This window comes from Streptomyces sp. NPDC127100, from assembly GCF_042724095.1.
Taxonomy (GTDB): Bacteria; Actinomycetota; Actinomycetes; order Streptomycetales; family Streptomycetaceae; genus Streptomyces.
Window position 1 is genome coordinate 20,994 of the sequence record NZ_JBHXFL010000060.1, and the last position, 16,944, is coordinate 37,937.

The 16,944-nt window shown below is 74.9% G+C and carries 15 protein-coding genes; 4 read left to right on the forward strand and 11 right to left on the reverse strand.

The annotated features are described in order from the left end of the window. Window positions 1-150: 150 nt before the first annotated feature. Window positions 151-1,533: an FAD-binding oxidoreductase gene (locus ACFWJB_RS32665; RefSeq protein ID WP_385468310.1), complete on the forward strand. Its 1,383-nt coding sequence runs from the start codon at window positions 151-153 to the stop codon at window positions 1,531-1,533. Window positions 1,534-1,599: 66 nt separating this feature from the next. Beyond that, entirely contained in the window at window positions 1,600-3,297 is a 1,698-nt protein-coding gene (locus ACFWJB_RS32670) for a PucR family transcriptional regulator (RefSeq protein ID WP_385468313.1), read from the forward strand. Here the strand turns inward: ACFWJB_RS32670 and ACFWJB_RS32675 are convergent. From ACFWJB_RS32675 to ACFWJB_RS32700, 6 genes are all read right to left on the reverse strand, one after another. Then, window positions 3,294-4,442: a glycosyltransferase family 4 protein gene (locus tag ACFWJB_RS32675; RefSeq protein WP_386926754.1), complete on the reverse strand. Its 1,149-nt coding sequence runs from the start codon at window positions 4,440-4,442 to the stop codon at window positions 3,294-3,296. The two genes, ACFWJB_RS32670 and ACFWJB_RS32675, sit on opposite strands and share 4 nt — an antisense overlap. Window positions 4,443-4,626: 184 nt before the next feature. Further along, on the reverse strand, window positions 4,627-5,391 hold the full coding sequence (locus ACFWJB_RS32680; RefSeq protein WP_385468320.1) for a hypothetical protein: 765 nt from the start codon (window positions 5,389-5,391) through the stop codon (window positions 4,627-4,629). Window positions 5,392-5,515: 124 nt separating this feature from the next. Next, window positions 5,516-7,258 carry a DNA repair protein RecN gene (gene recN, locus ACFWJB_RS32685; RefSeq protein WP_385468324.1) on the reverse strand — a complete coding sequence of 581 codons (1,743 nt, stop codon included), beginning with the start codon at window positions 7,256-7,258 and terminating at the stop codon, window positions 5,516-5,518. Between the two features lie 140 nt (window positions 7,259-7,398). Further along, window positions 7,399-8,304: an NAD kinase gene (locus tag ACFWJB_RS32690; RefSeq protein WP_385468327.1), complete on the reverse strand. Its 906-nt coding sequence runs from the start codon at window positions 8,302-8,304 to the stop codon at window positions 7,399-7,401. Then, entirely contained in the window at window positions 8,301-9,116 is an 816-nt protein-coding gene (locus tag ACFWJB_RS32695) for a hemolysin (RefSeq protein ID WP_385468330.1), read from the reverse strand. Before ACFWJB_RS32695 ends, ACFWJB_RS32690 begins: the two co-directional genes overlap by 4 nt. A gap of 7 nt (window positions 9,117-9,123) precedes the next feature. Further along, a complete protein-coding gene (locus ACFWJB_RS32700) occupies window positions 9,124-9,441 on the reverse strand; it encodes a hypothetical protein (protein ID WP_386926758.1) in 318 nt (105 codons plus the stop codon). A gap of 42 nt (window positions 9,442-9,483) precedes the next feature. Here ACFWJB_RS32700 and ACFWJB_RS32705 point away from each other — a divergent pair, with 42 nt between their 5' ends. Further along, on the forward strand, window positions 9,484-9,831 hold the full coding sequence (locus ACFWJB_RS32705) for a sterol-binding protein (RefSeq protein WP_386926760.1): 348 nt from the start codon (window positions 9,484-9,486) through the stop codon (window positions 9,829-9,831). A gap of 6 nt (window positions 9,832-9,837) precedes the next feature. On the opposite strand, the gene ACFWJB_RS32710 is transcribed toward ACFWJB_RS32705, so the two are convergent. The 4 genes from ACFWJB_RS32710 to ACFWJB_RS32725 form a co-directional block, all read right to left on the reverse strand. Beyond that, a complete protein-coding gene (locus tag ACFWJB_RS32710; RefSeq protein WP_386926762.1) occupies window positions 9,838-10,722 on the reverse strand; it encodes an ABC transporter ATP-binding protein in 885 nt (294 codons plus the stop codon). Then, on the reverse strand, window positions 10,719-11,756 hold the full coding sequence (locus ACFWJB_RS32715; RefSeq protein ID WP_385468343.1) for a FecCD family ABC transporter permease: 1,038 nt from the start codon (window positions 11,754-11,756) through the stop codon (window positions 10,719-10,721). The genes ACFWJB_RS32710 and ACFWJB_RS32715 overlap by 4 nt, the downstream gene beginning before the upstream one ends. Beyond that, window positions 11,753-12,796 (reverse strand): FecCD family ABC transporter permease, encoded by a 1,044-nt coding sequence (locus tag ACFWJB_RS32720; protein WP_385468346.1) that lies wholly within the window; start codon window positions 12,794-12,796, stop codon window positions 11,753-11,755. Before ACFWJB_RS32720 ends, ACFWJB_RS32715 begins: the two co-directional genes overlap by 4 nt. Before the next feature lie 104 nt (window positions 12,797-12,900). Continuing rightward, complete coding sequence (locus ACFWJB_RS32725; protein WP_386926765.1) at window positions 12,901-13,932, reverse strand: HAD hydrolase-like protein; 1,032 nt, start codon at window positions 13,930-13,932, stop codon at window positions 12,901-12,903. Between the two features lie 72 nt (window positions 13,933-14,004). On the opposite strand from ACFWJB_RS32725, the gene ACFWJB_RS32730 reads away from it, so the two are divergent. Further along, window positions 14,005-15,297, forward strand: a complete 1,293-nt coding sequence (locus tag ACFWJB_RS32730) for a DUF1015 domain-containing protein (RefSeq protein WP_386926767.1) — start codon at window positions 14,005-14,007, stop codon at window positions 15,295-15,297. Between the two features lie 63 nt (window positions 15,298-15,360). Here the strand turns inward: ACFWJB_RS32730 and ACFWJB_RS32735 are convergent, their stop codons facing one another. Further along, entirely contained in the window at window positions 15,361-16,137 is a 777-nt protein-coding gene (locus tag ACFWJB_RS32735; protein WP_386926769.1) for a hypothetical protein, read from the reverse strand. Window positions 16,138-16,944 lie beyond the last annotated feature (807 nt).

Genomic DNA, 16,944 nt, shown 5'->3' on the forward strand with positions numbered 1-16,944 from the left:
ACGGGGCCGAGGGCGGGACCGGGCGGCCCGTGCTGGCTCCCGTCTCCGCAGGACACGGCTCCCGGAACCCGCAGGCGCCCGACAGGAAGACCCGTCCGCACCCGCCTAGGCTGAAGACGGACACCATCCCCTTTCCGGAAGGGGGCGGCCATGGCTTCCCTCTCGACGGCGGGTGCGGCGACGGCCGCGCTGCACGAGGAACTCACCGGCGAGGTCTTCACCCCCGGTGACCCGGGCTACGACGAGGCCCGTACCGTCCACAACGCCATGATCGACCGGCGGCCCGCCGTGATCGCCCGGTGCGCGGACGAGGACGACGTGGTGCGGGCCGTGCGCTTCGGCAGAGAACTGGACCTGCCCATCGCGGTGCGCGGCGGCGGTCACAGCGTGTCGGGCCAGGCCCTCAACGACGGCGGTCTGGTGATCGACCTGCGTCTGATGCACGAGGTGACGGTCCACCCCGCGGCCGGGGCGGTACGGGTCGGCGGCGGGGCGACGATGAGCCATCTGGACCGCGCCACCCAGCCGCACGGCCTCGCCACCACCGGCGGTCGCGTCTCCACCACCGGCGTCGGCGGCTTCGTGCTGGGCGGCGGCACGGGCTGGCTGGACCGTTACTGCGGACTGGCCGTGGACAATCTGCTCGGCGTGGAACTGGTCACCGCCGACGCCCAGCGGATCCGGGCCGACGCCCACGAGAACCCGGACCTCTTCTGGGGACTGCACGGCGGCGGCGGGAACTTCGGCATCGCCACCGCGCTCACCCTGAGGCTGCACGAGCTGCCCGAGTTCTCCATCGCCCTGCTGCTCTACCCGCCCGAGTCCGGCGGGCAGGTCGTCCGCACCTTCCGCGACGTGATCGAGTCGGGTCCGGACGAGGCGGGCGGCGGCGTCATCTACCTCACCGGCCCGCCCGTGGACTTCGTCCCGCCGCACCTGGTGGGCACCCTGCAGTGCGCGGTGCTCCTCACCTACGCCGGCCCGGAGGCGGACCTGCGCAAGATCGCCGAGCCGCTGCTGGCGCTGCCGCACGAGGCCGAGGTCGTCGGCCCGATCCCGTACGCCGACCTGCAGTGCATGATCGACGACCCGCCGGGGATGCGGAACTACTGGTCGGCCGAGTACCTGACGGGGCTCCCCGACGAGGTGGTGGACCTGTACTGCGCCCGCGCGGGCTCCATGCCCGTGCCGAGCGGCACTCAGCACGCCCTGTTCCCGCAGGGCGGCGCGATCGCCGCCGGGCCGTCCGTCCACCCGGTGCCCTACCGGGACGCCCCGTGGGCGGTGCACCCCTTCGGGGTGTGGGAGGACCCGGCCGACGACGAACGCGGCGTCCAGTGGGTGCGGGACGTCCGCGCGGACGTCCGGCCGTGGAGCACCGGGGCGGTGTACCTCAACTTCATCGGCGACGAGGGCTCGGACCGGGTGGTGGCCGGGCTGGGCGCCGAGAACACCCGCAGGCTCGCGGAGCTGAAGCGGCACTACGACCCGGACAACGTGTTCCGGTTCAACCACAACATCCCGCCCGCGTGAGGCCCACGCGCGGGCCGCCTGCCCGCGATGTGCCCGCAGGCGCCCCGCGCGGGTAGCGTCCGGCCCATGGACAGCGGCAACCTCAACAGCGGCGACGGCTCCAAGGACGCCGGATACGGGACACGGGGCACCGGGATCACGGTGCAGCGCGCCCTGGAACTCCCCGGGCTGCGCAGCGGCCTGCCGGAGATCCTCGCCGGCGCCGACCGCCTGCACCGCACCGTGCGCTGGGTGCACGCGGGCGAGGTGCCCAACATCGCCTCCCTGCTCAAGGGCGGCGAGCTCCTGCTGACCACGGGCTACGGCCTCGGCACCCGCCCCGCCGAGCAGCGGGCGTTCGTCCGCACCCTCGCCGAACGCGGCATCGCGGCGCTGGTCGTGGAGCTGGGCCCGCGCTTCGCCCGGCTGCCCGCGACCCTGGTGGACACCGCCCGCGCGGCCGGGCTGCCGCTGGTCCAGCTGCACCGGGAGGTGCCGTTCGTGACGGTCACCGAGGAGATCCACACAGAGATCGTCAACGGCCACTACGCGCTGCTCCAGCGGGCCGAGGAGGTGCACCGGCGCTGCACGGGGGCCCTGCTGGGCGGCGGCGGGGTGCCCCAGGTGCTCGGCATCCTGGCCGAGTTCGGCGACAACCCGGTCTTCCTGGAGACGAGCGACGGCCGCCTGCTGTACGCCGCCGGTGCCGGCCCCGAGGGCGCCGACCCCCTTCAGGTGTGGGAGGGGCTGCGGGGCCAGCACAAGGAGACCCCGCCCCCGGCGGGGTCGGTCCTGGTCGACGTGCCCGGCGGCGGCCCCGGCGCCGGGTCGGTGCGCGCCCGGCTGGTCCTGCTGCCCGTACGGTCCCTGCTGGCGCCGGTGCACCGGATGGCGGCGGAACGGGCGGCCGGCGTCCTCGCCGTGGTGCTGATGCAGGCCCGGCAGGAGGAGGAGCTGGCGGCGCGCGGGCGCGGCGACTTCCTCACCGACCTCGCCGAGGGCCGGATCACGGCGGAGGACGCCCCGGCGCAGGCCCGTGTCCTCGGCTTCAAGCCGGGCGGCAGCCCGCTGCTGCCGGTGGTGATGCGGCTCGGCGTCACCCTCGCTCCCGCCGGCGGCGGCTGGGCGGTGCTGGCCCGCGCGGTCGGTGAGGAGCTGGCGTCGGTCGGGGTGCCGGTCCTGCTGGGCGTGCGGCCGGTGGAGGGCCGGGTGCCGCTCCTGCTGGGCCTGCGCTCGGAGGCGGAGCGAGCGGCGGTCGCCGACCGGGTCGCGGCGGCGCTGCGGGCGGGCGTGGAGCGGGCCGGGATGCAGCGGCCGGGAGCGCACCCGCCGGTCGTGGTCGTCGGGGTGGCCGGGGGCTGGGCGGCGGCGTCGGCCGGTCTGCGGCACGCCGCGGAGACGGCGACCGCGGCCCAGGGCCTCGGCGACCGGCCGTGGTACGACGCCCGGCGCCTCGACATCGACCTGCTGCTGTGGCGGCTGCGTGACGATCCGGACCTGGCGGCGTTCGTCGGCCGGGCGATCGGCCCCCTCCAGGACCACGACAACCGCTCCAGGCCGCCGCTGCTGCCCACCCTCCAGACGTACCTGGCGCACGCGGGCCGCAAGGCGGAGACGGCGCGCGAACTCCATCTGAACCGGCAGACGCTGTACAACCGGCTGGCCCGGATAGGCGAGTTGCTGGGCACGGACCTCGACGACCCGCAGACCGTGCTGGCGTTGAGCCTGGCCCTGCGGGCACGCCGGCACGTGCCCAGGCGGAGCACGCCGGACGAAGGGCGCTAGAACAGCGGTGTGGGCCGGGTCAGTTCGTCGTAGACGCTGAGGACCTGGGCGACGGTCTCGTCCTCGGTCGGCCAGCCGGCCGCCTGCCGGGCGCCCCGGTCGCGCAGCGCCTCCCGCCGCTCGGCGTCGCCGAGCAGGCCGACGACGGCGTCGGCGAGTGCCCCGGCGTCCCCGGGCGGGACGAGTTCGGCCGCGTCGCCGACGAGTTCGGGGAGGCCGCCGGTGTCGGCGGCGACGAGCGGCAGGCGCGCGAGGAGGGCCTCCTGGGCGAGGACGGAGCGCCCCGCCCTCCGGTGGTCCGGCAGCAGCGCGAGGTCGGCGGCCGCCAGCAGGTCGGCGACGTCGTCGCGGCGCCCCATGAGGACGACCGGCAGCCCCTCGTCCTCGATGCGTCGCTGCAACTCCCCGCGCAGCGGCCCCTCTCCGGCGACGACGACCAGCGGCGCGGGGTCGAGACGGCGCCACGCCCGCGCGGCGTCGAGCAGGACGTCGTATCCCCGGTGCGGTTCCAGGGAGCCGACCGCGATCAGCAACGGGCGGCCGACGGCGCCCAGTTCGGCCCGGATCTTGGAGCGCGTCCGGTCGGGTTCCTCCGGGCCGGCGACCCGGCGGGGGCGGCCGGGGAGCGCGACGGGCCCGAGCCGGGCGTCCCGCGCGCCGGTCCGCCGGGCCCGGTCGACCAGGCCCGGGGTGGCGCCGAGCACCACGCCGGCGGACCGCATCACCCGCCGTTCCAGCACCCGCAGCAGGTGGGCGCGCGCCCCTTCGGCGTGGGCCCGGTCGTGCCAGGTGACGACGAGCGGGGTGGGGGTCCGGCGCCCGCCGAGGGCCAGCACGGCGCGGAAGGAGGCGTGCAGCCCGTGCGCGTGCACCAGGTCCGCGTCGGCGCACACCGACCGCAGCGCCGCCACGGAGACGGGGTCGCTGCTGCGTGGTACGTGCACGTGGTCGGCTCCGGCGCCGGTGAAGTCGTAGGTGCGTTCCGCCTCGGCGGGGGCGCACACCGTGACCTTCACGCCCCGCGCGACGAGCCCCGCGGCCAGCGAGCGCACGTGCGCGCTGCTTCCGGCGTTGCCTCCGCCCAGCACCTGCACGGTGCGCAGCGGCGCCGGGCCGAGCGGTGAGTGGCTGCTCACGGGGGTCACGTGGACCGGGACTCCTGGTTCATCGGGGGGACGGTCACGAAGAACGTACAGAAGGATGGTGCGGCCGGGGCGCGCCGCACGGCTCCCTGCGCGTCACTCCGTCAAGGATGCCAGCACGTACGGGTGTTCCGGGAACGACGATCCCCGTGCGCACGCGACGACGGGGCAACGGAACAGGACCGGTTCACTCACACGAGTGACATGCCAGCGCGCTCACCCGGTCCCCGCACACCGCCGCGGCCACCAGCGCGACGGCGTGGGCGGCGAGTCCCGGCCTGCGGTTGCCCATCACGACGGCGGCGCCCAGGGCCGCGCCCAGCGCGTGTGCCCCCGTGTCGCCGAGCATCGTGCGCGCGGCGAGGTCGTCGGGCAGGACGGCCGCGGCGGCTCCCATCGCGGCGGCGGCCGTCTCGGCTCCGGGCCCCGGCCGCAGCAGGCCCGGCGCTCCGAGCGCGAGGACCACCGCGGCGGCCCTGCCGGGGCGTACGTCCACGAGGTTGACGAGGTGCGCGGCCCCGGCGATCACCACACCGGCGAGCACCTTGTCCAGCGGCCGCGGCTTCATCACCGCACCCGCCAGGAGCCCGGCCCCGCAGATCCCGAACAGCTTCACCGCACCGGTGGTGACCTCGCCGTCCCGCAGTGCCGCCAGGTGGGCCCGGAACCCGCGCCGGGGGTCCTGGGCCCCCGCGACGTCGTCGTAGGCCCCGCAGGCGCCGGCGGCGAGCACGGCGAGGCCGGCGGCGGGGCGCACCCGGCCGGCGCCTACGGCCGCCGCCACGGCGGACGCGGGTCCGGCGTACAGCCCTACGGTCCGCCCGGCGTGGTTCCCGCGCTCCCAGCGGTCCCGGCCGCCCGGTGCCGTGGTCCGCAGCGCGGTCAGGCCGGTCCGGGCGACGGCGGCGGCGAGCGCGAGGGAGGCAACGGTCCGGCGGCTGCGGTTGATCATCCGGCCACCCTACGGGACCTCCGGCGGGCGCCCCGGGCGGCGCGAAGCCCGCCCGGACCGGCCTCACCGCGCCCGGCGGGGCGGGCGGCGGGCGGTCACCGCGCCCGGCGTCCGCGGGACCTCCCTACGCGTCGTCGCGTGCCGTCGCGAGCAGTTCCTCCGCGTGGGCGCGGGCCGTTTCCGAGTCCTCCTGGCCTGCGAGCATCCGCGACAGCTCCTTGATCCGCTCCTCGCCCTCGAGGACCTTCACCCCGGAGCGGGTCACCGAGCCGTCGTTCGTCTTCTCCACCAGGAGCTGCCGGTCGGCGAACGCCGCCACCTGCGGCAGGTGCGTGACCACGACGACCTGCGCGGTCCTCGCGAGCCGCGCCAGGCGCCGCCCGATCTCCACCGCCGCCTTGCCGCCGACCCCGGCGTCGACCTCGTCGAAGAGGTACGTCGGCACGGGGTCGGTGCCCGCGAAGACGACCTCCACGGCCAGCATCACGCGCGACAGCTCACCGCCGGAGGCGCCCTTGGCGATGGGCCGGGGCGGCGCGCCCGGGTGCGGGGCGAGCAGCAGCTCCACCTCGTCGGCGCCCGACGGCCCGTACGCGACGGTACGGCCGCCGACCTCCACGCCCTCCGGGTCCTCGGTCTGCCGGACGTCGAACGACACGCGCGCGTGCGGCATGGCGAGCGAGGCCAGCTCGGCGGTCACCGCGGCGGCGAACCGTTCGGCGGCCTCCGTCCGCGCGTCGGTCAGCGCCTGTGCCAGCCCGCCCAGCTCCGCCCGGAGCGCGTCCCGCTCCGCGGTCAGCTCACCGATCCGCTCGTCGTCGCCGTCCAGCTCGGTCAGCCGCGCGGCGCTCTGCTCGGCCCAGGTCAGCACGGCGGTCACGTCCTCGCCGTACTTCCTGGTCAGCGCGGTGAGCGCGGCCCGCCGCTCCTCGACCGCCGCCAGCCGCAGCGGGTCGGCGTCCAGGTCGTCGGCGTACCCCGCCAGGTCCCCCGCCACGTCCCGCAGCAGGATCCCGACCTCGCCGATCCGCTCGGCGAGCGCGGCGAGCGCCGGGTCGTGCGACCGGACGGCGTCCAGGGCCCGCTGCGCACCCGCGACGAGCGTCGCCGCGTCCACGCCCTCGGGGTCCTCCGGATCGCCCGCCAGCGCGGCGTGCGCGGCCGTCGCGGCCGACGCCAGCGCCTCGGCGTGCCCGAGCCGCTCCGCCTCCTCCGCCAGCTCCGCGTCCTCGCCGGCGCGCGGTTCGACGGCCGCCACCTCGTCGAGACCGTAGCGCAGCAGGTCGGCTTCCTGGGCGCGCTCACGCGCCCGCGTGGTGATCTCGTCCAGCTCGGACGCGACGGCCCGGAGCCGGCGGTAGGCCTCGGCGTACTTGGCGAGCGGCCCGGCGACCGCGTCCCCCGCGTACCGGTCCAGTGCCTGCCGCTGCCGGGACTGCTTCAGCAGCCCCTGCTGGTCGGTCTGCCCGTGCACGGCCACCAGTTCGTCGGCGAGCTCGGCGAGCATGCCCACGGGTACGGACCGTCCGCCCAGATGGGCGCGTGAACGCCCCTCGGCGGACACGGTACGGCTGATCAGCAGGGCCCCGTCGTCCAGCTCGGCCCCGGCCTCCTCGGCCCGCACGGCCGCCGCGGCGTCACCGGGCACGGCGATCCGCCCCTCGACGACCGCGTTCTTGGCCCCGATCCGTACCAGCGCCGCGTCCGCGCGCCCGCCCAGGAGCAGCCCGAGGCTCGTGACCACCATGGTCTTGCCCGCGCCCGTCTCACCCGTGACAGCGGTGAACCCCGGCGACAGCTCGACAACGGCGTCGTCGATGACTCCGAGCGACCGTATCCGCATCTCCTCCAACACGAACACGACCATACGAGGTCCGGGGCGGGGAGCGCACACAGGCCGCCCGTGTCACCCCGGGGCCGGCACGCCTGCGGAGGCGCGGGGAACTGCGCGATCGGCCGTGAACCACCCGCGGCCGCCGTCGCGCCGGAACCACCCCATCGGGTCCGCTAGTGCGGCGCCCCGCGCCACCCGGACACCGGCAGGGCGAACTTGGCGACCAGCCGGTCCGTGAACGACGCGTGGTGCAGCCGGGCCAGCCGCACCGGCACCGCCCCCCGGCGCACCTCCACCCGGGCCCCGGGCGGCAGCTCCACCGTCCGCCGCCCGTCGCACCACAGCACGCCCGGCGGGATGTGCGGCAGCACCTCCACCGCGAGCACCGAGTCGGGCGAGGTCACCAGCGGCTTCGCGAACAGCGCGTGCGCGCTGATCGGCACCATCAGCAGCGCCTCGACCTCGGGCCACACCACCGGTCCCCCGGCGGAGAAGGCGTACGCCGTCGATCCGGTCGGCGTCGACAGCACGATGCCGTCGCAGCCGAACCCCGTCACCGGCCGCCCGTCGATCTCCAGCACGACCTCGAGCAGCTTCTCGGCTCCGGCCTTCTGCACGGCGGCCTCGTTCAGCGCCCAGTCGGTGTGCACGATGTCGCCGTTGCGGTGCACGACGACGTCGACGGTCATGCGCTCCTCGACCTCGTACGCCCGGTTCACCACCCGGTCGACGACCTTGTCGAGGTCGTCCCGCTCGGCCTCCGCGAGGAAGCCGACCCGGCCGAGGTTGACGCCGAGCATCGGCACTCCGGAGGCGCGGGCGAACTCGGCGCCGCGCAGCAGCGTCCCGTCACCGCCCAGGACGATGAGCAGCTCGCACCCGTCGAGGCACTGCGGGGTGGCCTCGCCGACCAGCTCCACCTCGTCCGGCAGCGGCAGGTCGCGCGCCTCGGCCTCCAGGACGCGTACGCCGATCCCGGCGAGCAGCAGGCCCTTGACCACGAGCTCGGCGCTGCGGATGGCCGCGGGCCGCCCGGTGTGGGCGAGCAGGAAAACAGTACGAGCTCGGTTCTCTGTCAACGCGGCCCCTCCGCCACTGCACGGTCAACGTCGGCCGGGTCCAGTTCACCGGCCCCGGCCCGCAGCCACAGAAAGTACTCGACGTTCCCGGAGGGACCCGGCAGCGGACTGGCGGTGACCCCCTTCACACCGAGCCCCAGGTCCCAGGCCCGCCGGGCGACACCCCGTACGGCCTCGGCCCGCAGCTGCGCACTGCGTACCACTCCCCCGCTGCCCAGCCTCTCCTTGCCCACCTCGAACTGCGGCTTCACCATCATCACCAGGTCGGCGTCCGGCCGCGTGCACCGCACCAGGGCGGGCAGCACCAGCCCGAGCGGGATGAAGGACAGATCTCCCACGACCAGGTCCACCGGCTCTCCGTCGATCGCGTCCAGCGTCAACTCGCGTACGTTCGTACGGTCCTTGACGGTGACGCGTTCATCCCGTTGGAGAGACCACGCGAGCTGCCCGTACCCGACGTCCACGGCGACGACGTGTGCGGCGCCCGCCCGCAGCAGGACGTCGGTGAAGCCGCCGGTGGAGGCGCCGGCGTCGAGCGCGCGCCGCCCCTCGACGGCGAGGCCCTGCGGTACGAACGCCGACAGGGCGCCGGCGAGCTTGTGGCCGCCGCGCGAGACGTAGTCGGGGTCGTCGTCGTCCTGGGTGACGACGATGGCCGCGGCGGTCTCCACCTGGGTGGCGGGCTTGGTCGCGACGGTCTTGCCGACGCTCACCCGCCCGGCGGCGATCAGCTGGCTGGCATGCTCGCGCGAGCGCGCCAGCTTGCGGCGGACCAGCTCCGCGTCGAGACGGCGGCGTGCGACTCCTGCCACGTTCGGTTCAGCTCCTGTGTTCGTGCGGCCGTGGGGGCACCGGAGGTCCCGGGCGGGCGTCGAGCGCGGTGAGCGCGTCGCGCAGCCCCCGGTGTACATCCTCGTACACCGCGACGTGCCCGTCGGTGGCGAGGTGGTCGGCGTCGGCCAGGCGGCGCAGCGCGGCGTCCACCTCGGCGTCGCCGGTCGCGGTGCGGGGGACGCCCAGGGGCGCGGGGGCGGCCGGGTCGTGCGCGGGGGCCGCCTCCTGCTGCCCGGCCTCGGCCGCGGCGCCGGCGGTGGCGGTGGCCTCCTGGAACCCCGTCTCCGGGACTGCGTCGCTCATGCCCCGACGCTACCGCGAACCGCTGCGGTACGGTCTGTCCCGATGGCGACGACTGAGGAGTGCCGTGCCGCACTCGACAAGCTCTCGGACAGCATGGGCGGTGCCGAAGGGGACCTGCGGTCGGCGACGGCGCTGGACCGCTCGGTGAGCTGCCACATCACCGACCTGGACATCACCTTCGCGGGCCGCATGGCGGACGGCCGGATCGACGTGCGCGAGACCCTCGAGGGGCCGCCGCGCGAGAAGGCGGAGATCAGACTGGCGATGACCGGCGACGACCTGGTGGCCCTGGTCGACGGCGAGCTGAACTTCGCCAAGGCCTGGGGCTCGGGCCGGGTGCGGCTGGAGGCGGGTCTGCGCGACCTGTTCCGCCTCCGGAAGCTTCTGTGACCGCCGTCAGGACGCCTTGGTCGCCGACACCTTCTCCCGCTCGGCGCCGCCCGTGACGCGCGCCTTGCGCGCGGCAGGCACCACCAGCGGCGTGCCCGTCTCCGGGTCGTCGATGATCTGGCAGCGCAGTCCGAAGACCTCCTCGACCAGTTCGGCCGTGACGATGTCGTTCGGCGCCCCCTCCGCGATGACCTCGCCGCCCCGCAGGGCGATGAGGTGGGTGGCGTACCGGGCGGCGTGGTTGAGGTCGTGCAGGACGGCCACCAGGGTGCGGCCCTGGGTCTCGTGGAGCTCCGCGCACAGGTCCAGGACGTCGATCTGGTGCTGGATGTCCAGGTAGGTCGTGGGCTCGTCGAGCAGCAGCAGCGGGGTCTGCTGGGCGAGTGCCATGGCGATCCACACGCGCTGGCGCTGACCGCCGGAGAGTTCGTCGACGTACCGGTCGGCGAGTTCGGTGATGCCGGTCTGGGCCATCGACTCCCGGATGACGCGCTCGTCCTCGGCCGACCACTGGCGCAGCAGGCCCTGGTGCGGATAGCGGCCCCGGCCCACCAGGTCGCCGACGGTGATGCCGTCGGGCGCGATGGACGACTGCGGCAGCAGGCCGAGCGTCCGCGCGACCTGCTTGGCGGGCATCGACTGGATGACCGACCCGTCGAGGAGCACCCGGCCCCGGGCCGGCTTGAGCATCCGCGACAGGGCGCGCAGCAGGGTCGACTTGCCGCAGGCGTTGGGACCGACGATCACCGTGAAGGAGTTGTCGGGTATCTCCACCGACAGCTGCTCGGCGATGACCCGCTGGTCGTAGGCGAGGGTGACGTTCTCGGCGGACAGACGGTTCACGAGGCTCCCTTGGTTGTTCAGTCCGCCGGCGGCGGCGTCGGCGCTCATATCCTGCCCGCCCTGCGCTCGGTGACCAGCAGCCACAGCAGGTAGACACCGCCGACGACACCGGTGACGACGCCCACGGGCAGCTGGTCGGCGCCGAAGGCCCGCTGCGAGACCCAGTCGGCGCCGACCAGCAGGGCGGCACCCATGCACAGCGACGGCAGCAGGTTGGGCCCGGGCGAGCGGGTCAGGCGCCGGGCGAGCTGCGGCGCGGTGAGCGCGACGAAACTGACCGGCCCGGCGGCGGCGGTCGCGGCGGCGGTGAGCAGCACGGCGGCCACCATCAGCAGCATCCGCACCCGCTCGACGCGCACCCCGAGGGCGTACGAGACGTCGTCGCCCATCTCCATCAGCCGCAGCGCCCGGCCGTTGGCGAGGACGAGCGGCACGAGCACCGCGCACAGCGCCAGCAGCGGCCACACCTGGGCCCAGTCACGGCCGTTGAGGGACCCGGTCATCCAGACGACGGCCCGGGCGGCGTCGACGATGTCGGCCCGGGTCATCAGGTAGCCGTTGACCGCGGTGACGATCGCGGACATGCCGATGCCGACCAGGACCAGCCGGTAGCCGTGCACCCCCCGCTTCCAGGCGAGGACGTAGATGCCGATGCCGGTCACCAGGCCGCCCGCGAGCGCGCCGGCGGTGACCTGGGTGGCGGTTCCGGAGAACAGGACGATCATCACGAGGGCGCCGGCCGTCGCTCCCTGGCCGAGGCCGAGCACGTCCGGACTGCCCAGCGGGTTGCGCGAGATGGCCTGGAACAGGGCGCCGCCCAGCCCCAGCGCGGCACCGACCAGCAGCCCGACCAGGACTCGCGGCAGCCGCAGTTCGTTGACGATGAACTCCTGGCTGGGGTTGCCGTCGCCGAGCAGGGTCTTCAGCACGTCCCCGGCGGGTATCTCGAACTCGCCGGTGCCGATCAGCAGGACGCTCGCGGCGAGCGCGACGACCAGCAGCAGGGCGACGACGACCACGGCCCGGACGTCGAGGCGCAGCGACAGCCCTCCCGGACTCCGTACCGCACGATGGGTCCTCACAGCTGCGCCGTCCTCCGTCGTCGTACGAGAAAGATGAAGACCGGTCCGCCGAGGACCGCGGTGACGATGCCGACCTGGAGCTCCGAGGGGCGCGCGACGATCCGGCCGAGGACGTCCGCGCCGAGCAGCAGCACGGGCGACAGGATCGCGGCGTACGGCAGGATCCAGCGCAGGTCCGGCCCGGTGAAGGACCGCACGATGTGCGGGACCATCAGGCCGACGAAGACGATCGGCCCGCAGGCGGCGGTAGCGGCCCCGCACAGCACGGTGGCGGCGAGCATGGACAGCGCCCGGGTGCGGTTCAGGTTGGCGCCGAGCGCCTTGGCCGTGTCGTCGCCCATCTCCATGGCGTTGAGCGGCCGGGCCAGCGCGAGGGCGAGGACCGTGCCGACGGCGAAGAACGGCAGCACCTCCTTGATGGTCCCGTTCGTCGCAGAGGACAGCGAACCGACGGTCCAGAAGCGCATCCGGCCCAGTGCCGCGTCGTCCATGATCATGACGGCCTGGAGGTAGCCGAAGAGCGCGGCGCTGATCGCGGTGCCGGCCAGCACCAGCCGCACCGGCGTGGCACCCCGGCTGCCGCCCAGGAACCACACCAGCGCGCCCACGCCGGCCGCGCCGAGGAAGGCGAACCAGACGTAGCCGGTCAGCGAGGTGACGCCGAAGAAGGTGATGGCCGTGACGACCGCCGCCGAGGCCCCCGCGTTGATGCCGAGCAGGCCGGGGTCGGCCAGCGGGTTGCGGGTGAGCGCCTGGAGCACGGCCCCGGCGAGGCCGAGCGCGGCGCCGGCCAGCAGACCGAGCGCGGTCCGCGACAGCCGCTCGCCCACCACGACGTCGCCGTAGGTGCCCGAGTCGTGGAACAGGCCGTGCCAGACCTGCGCCAGCGACAGGTCCTTCGCGCCGACCGCGATGCTCGTCATCGCGATCAGCACCAGGACCGCCGCGGAGACGGGCAACCCAACGGCACGGAGCGCACGGCGCTTCGGGGGCGCGGGGGCGGTCTCCGCGCGCTGTTCGGGGGGACTGTCGACCAACACGCAGTTAGGTTAGCCTACCCTGCCAATCGATCACGATCCCGAGGACGCCACCGCGGCACCGCCCGGCCGGGCCGCTTCCCCTTCTACCGGCGCCCGACCCCGGCTCACAGCCCGAGCCGCGCCAGCGCCTTGCCCCCGTCCAGCGTGCATCCGTTCTCCCCGCCCGCCGTCCAGGCCGCCGCACACAGCGCGCGCAGACCGTCCAGCGCCTCGCCGTCGCCGTCCAGCTCCAGCCGTTCGTCGCCCGCGGTCGCCGTCCAGCCGCCGCAGCGGAACCCGCCGTCCGCGTCCCCCGTGACCTCCGGCTGCCCGGTGAGCAGTCCGCGCAGGTCGGCGTCCACGTACGTCGGCCGGTGCTGCGGGGGCGCGGCCAGCAACTGGCGGCCGTCGGTCACGCCGGTCAGGACGAGCAGCGAGTCGACGTCCCCGTTGAACGCGCCCTCGATGTCGGTGTCCAGCCGGTCCCCGACCACCAGGGGCCGCTTCGCGCCGGTCCGCAGGATCGTCTCCCGGTGCATGGGGGGCAACGGCTTCCCCGCGACCTGGGGGTCGGCCCCGGTGGCGATCCGCACGACCTCCACCGCCGCCCCGTTGCCCGGCGCGATCCCCCGGGCACCCGGGATCGTGAGGTCGGTGTTGGAGGCGTACCACGGCACGCCCCGCGCGATCGCGTAGCACGCCTCGGCGAAGCGCCCCCACGGCAGCTCGGGCCCGCCGAAGCCCTGGACCACGGCTGCCGGGTCGTCGTCCGCCGACTCGACCGGCTCGAGCCCGCGCTCGCGCAGCGCGACGCGCAGCCCCTCCCCGCCGATCACCAGCACCCGCGCGCCCGACGGCACCTGCTCGGCGATCAGCCGCGCGACCGCCTGCGCCGAGGTGATGACGTCGCCCGCGTCCGTCGGTATGCCCAGTTCGCTCAGGTGCGCGGCGACCGCGTCGGGCGTCCGGAGCGCGTTGTTCGTGACGTACGCCAGGTGCATGCCGCCCGATCCGGCCGTGGCGAGGGACTCCACCGCGTGCGCGATCGCGTTCCCCCCGGCGTACACCACGCCGTCCAGGTCCAGCAGCGCCGTGTCGTACGCCTCGCTCAGGCCCCGGTCGCTGCCGTCGGGGCTCGTCCTGACGCTGCGGCCCATTGCGCATCGCTCCTCTTCGTTCGCCTTTCCCCCGATCATCCCTCATGGCACCGGCACACGTACGATGCCGGGATGGATACTGCGGGTCACCCGGAAGCAACGGCGCCCCGGGGCCTGGAACTCACCCCGTTCCGAGGCCTCCGTTACGACCCCGACCGGGTCGGCAGTCTGGCCGCCGTGACATCCCCTCCGTACGACGTCGTGGTCCGCCCCGACGGGCTGCTCCATCTCGAGTCCGCCGACCCGTACAACATCGTCCGGCTGATCCTGCCCCAGGCCGCCACGCCGGAGGCCCGCAACGAGCAGGCCGCCGACACGCTGCGCCGCTGGCGGTCCGAGGGCGTCCTCACCGCCGACGCGGAACCGGGCCTGTACGTGTACGAGCAACGCGACGGTACGGGCCTGCTGCAGCGCGGCATCATCGGTGCCCTGCGGGTGTCCGACCCCGCGGACGGGGTGGTGCTGCCGCACGAGGACGTCATGTCGCGGGTCGTCGCCGACCGCGCGGCGCTGATGCGGGCCACGTCGGCGAATCTCGAGCCGCTGCTGCTGACCTACCGGGGCAACGGCGCGACGGCGGCGACGACCACCGTCGTGGAGCGCGCCGCCGGCCGGCCGCCGCTCCTGTCGACGACCACGGAGGACGGCTTCTCCCACCGCCTGTGGTCGTTGACCGATCCGGACGACGTGGCCCGGGTCCGGGCCGAACTGGCGGAGCACCAGGCGCTGATCGCCGACGGTCACCACCGCTGGGCGACCTACCGCAAGCTCCGCGCGGAGCACCCCTCCCCCAGTCCCTGGGACCACGGACTCGTCCTGCTGGTGGACACGGCCCGCTATCCGCTCCGGGTCCGCGCCATCCACCGCCTGCTGCTCGGCCTGCCGGTGAGCGAGGCGGTGGCGGCCCTGGACGGCCACTTCCGCGTCCGACGCCTGCAAGTCCCCCTGCCCAAGGCCCTGGACGCCCTGGCGGAGGCGGCCGGCGCGGGCAACGCGTTCCTGCTCGCCGGCGACGGCGCCTTCCACCTGGTCGACCGGCCGGACGCGGGCCTGCTGGCCCGCACGGTCCCCACCGGCCGGCCCGAGGCCTGGCGCACCCTGGACGCGACCGTCCTGCACGCCACGCTCCTCGCCCACGTCTGGCACATCCCCGAGGACTCCGCGGCGCACATCTCGTACATCCACGACACGGCGGCCACGGTCGAGAAGGCGGAACACGACGGGGGCACGGCCGTCTTGATGCACCCCGTGCGCGAGGAGGTCGTCCGCGACCTGGCCCGGCAGGGTGTCACGATGCCCCGCAAGTCGACGTCGTTCGGCCCGAAGCCGGCGTCGGGACTGGTGCTTCGCGCGCTGGATCTGTGACCCGGCATGACGAAGGGGCGGGACCGTGTGCCGGTCCCGCCCCTTCGTCATGCCTCGTGGACGTCAGTCCTTCCGACCGTCCTCGCCGTCCTTGCCGTCCTCGACGTCGTCGTGGGACGGACCGTCGACGTCGCTCCGGCGGGCGTCGTCGTCCTCGCGCTCGTCAAGGGCGTCCACGAACTCCACCCCGTCCAGCTCGGCGAGGCGGTCGGAGGCGTCCGTGCTGCTGTCCCGGTCGGACTCCACGGCCTTGGCGAACCACTCCCGTGCCTCGCGTTCCCGGCCGGCGGCGAGCAGCGCGTCCGCGTAGGCGTACCGCAGTCGCGCGGTCCACGGCTGGACGGAGTTGGAGGCCAGCTCGGGGCTCTGCAGCGTCACGATGGCCGCGTCCAGCTGGCCCATGTCGCGCCGGGCGCCGGCCGCGACGAGCCGCATCTCGACCTGCCCGGCCTTGTCCAGCTTCTGCACCTCGGGGGCACCGGCCATGTCCAGCGCCTTCTCCGGGCGGCCGAGGCCGCGCTCGCAGTCGGCCATGACCGGCCACAGCTCCACGGTGCCGGTCATCCGCCGGGCGGCCCGGAACTCGGCCAGTGCCTCGCCGTACTTCTGGTTGGCGTACGCGGCGAAACCGCCGGCCTCGCGCACGGCGGCCACACGTGACGCCAGTCGCAGGGCCACCTTGGAGTAGCCGTACGCGGCCTCGGGGTCCTCGTCGAGGAGCCGGGCCACCATCACCAGGTTCCTGGCGACGTCGTCCGCGAGCGTCTTGGGCAGGCTCTGCAGTTCCTGCCGTACGTCCTTGTCGATCTCCTCGCCGGTGACGTCGTCCGGGATCGGCAGCCGCTTGATCGGCTCCCGGTCACGGTCACGGTCGCGCTCCTCGCGGAAGCGACCGCCGCCGCCCTGCCGGTCGTCGCGTCCGCGGAAGCCACCGGGCCGGCCGCCGCGGTCGTCACGGCGGGGACCGCGTCCACCGCGGTCGTCCCGGCCCCGGAACCCGCCACGGTCGCCACCACGGCTGTCGTCACGCCGCCCGAAGCCACCGCGGTCGTCACGCCGGTCGTCCCGACGGAAGGCGGGACGGTCGCCCCGGTCGTCACGACGGAAGGACGGACGGTCGCCGCGGTCGTCACGCCGGTCGTCCCGACGGTCGTCACGCCGGAAAGTCGGACGGTCACCGCGGTCGTCACGGCGGAAGGACGGGCGGTCCCCCCGGTCATCCCGGCGGAAGGACGGACGGTCACCACGGTCCCCGCGGTCGTCACGGCGGTCGTCCCGGCGGAAGGGCGGACGATCGCCCCGGTCGTCACGACGGTCATCCCGGCGGAAGTCACTGCGCGGCCCACGGTCATCGCGACGCTCGTCGCGGCGGAAGGCGGGACGGTCACCGCGGTCACCCCGGTCGTCCCGGCGGAAGGACGGACGATCGCCCCGGTCGTCACGACGGAAGCCGCCACGGTCGTCGCGCCGCGGACCACGGTCGTCCCGCTGCCCGTACCCGCCACCGCGGTTGTCGTCACGGCGGAAGCCGCCACGGTCACCGCGATCGTCCCGACGCTCGTCACGACGGTCATCCCGGCGGAAGTCACTGCGCGGCCCACGGTCATCGCGACGCTCGTCGCGGCGGAAGGCGGGACGGTCTCCTCG

What these genes read in the sequence shown, in the direction of transcription:
- ACFWJB_RS32665 (WP_385468310.1), top strand. Translation starts at nt 151, where the DNA reads ATGGCTTCCCTCTCGACGGCGGGTGCGGCGACGGCCGCGCTGCACGAG.
- ACFWJB_RS32670 (WP_385468313.1), top strand. Translation starts at nt 1,600, where the DNA reads ATGGACAGCGGCAACCTCAACAGCGGCGACGGCTCCAAGGACGCCGGA.
- ACFWJB_RS32680 (WP_385468320.1), bottom strand. Translation starts at nt 5,391, where the DNA reads ATGATCAACCGCAGCCGCCGGACCGTTGCCTCCCTCGCGCTCGCCGCC.
- recN (WP_385468324.1), bottom strand. Translation starts at nt 7,258, where the DNA reads ATGGTCGTGTTCGTGTTGGAGGAGATGCGGATACGGTCGCTCGGAGTC.
- ACFWJB_RS32700 (WP_386926758.1), bottom strand. Translation starts at nt 9,441, where the DNA reads ATGAGCGACGCAGTCCCGGAGACGGGGTTCCAGGAGGCCACCGCCACC.
- ACFWJB_RS32705 (WP_386926760.1), top strand. Translation starts at nt 9,484, where the DNA reads ATGGCGACGACTGAGGAGTGCCGTGCCGCACTCGACAAGCTCTCGGAC.
- ACFWJB_RS32710 (WP_386926762.1), bottom strand. Translation starts at nt 10,722, where the DNA reads ATGAGCGCCGACGCCGCCGCCGGCGGACTGAACAACCAAGGGAGCCTC.
- ACFWJB_RS32725 (WP_386926765.1), bottom strand. Translation starts at nt 13,932, where the DNA reads ATGGGCCGCAGCGTCAGGACGAGCCCCGACGGCAGCGACCGGGGCCTG.
- ACFWJB_RS32730 (WP_386926767.1), top strand. Translation starts at nt 14,005, where the DNA reads ATGGATACTGCGGGTCACCCGGAAGCAACGGCGCCCCGGGGCCTGGAA.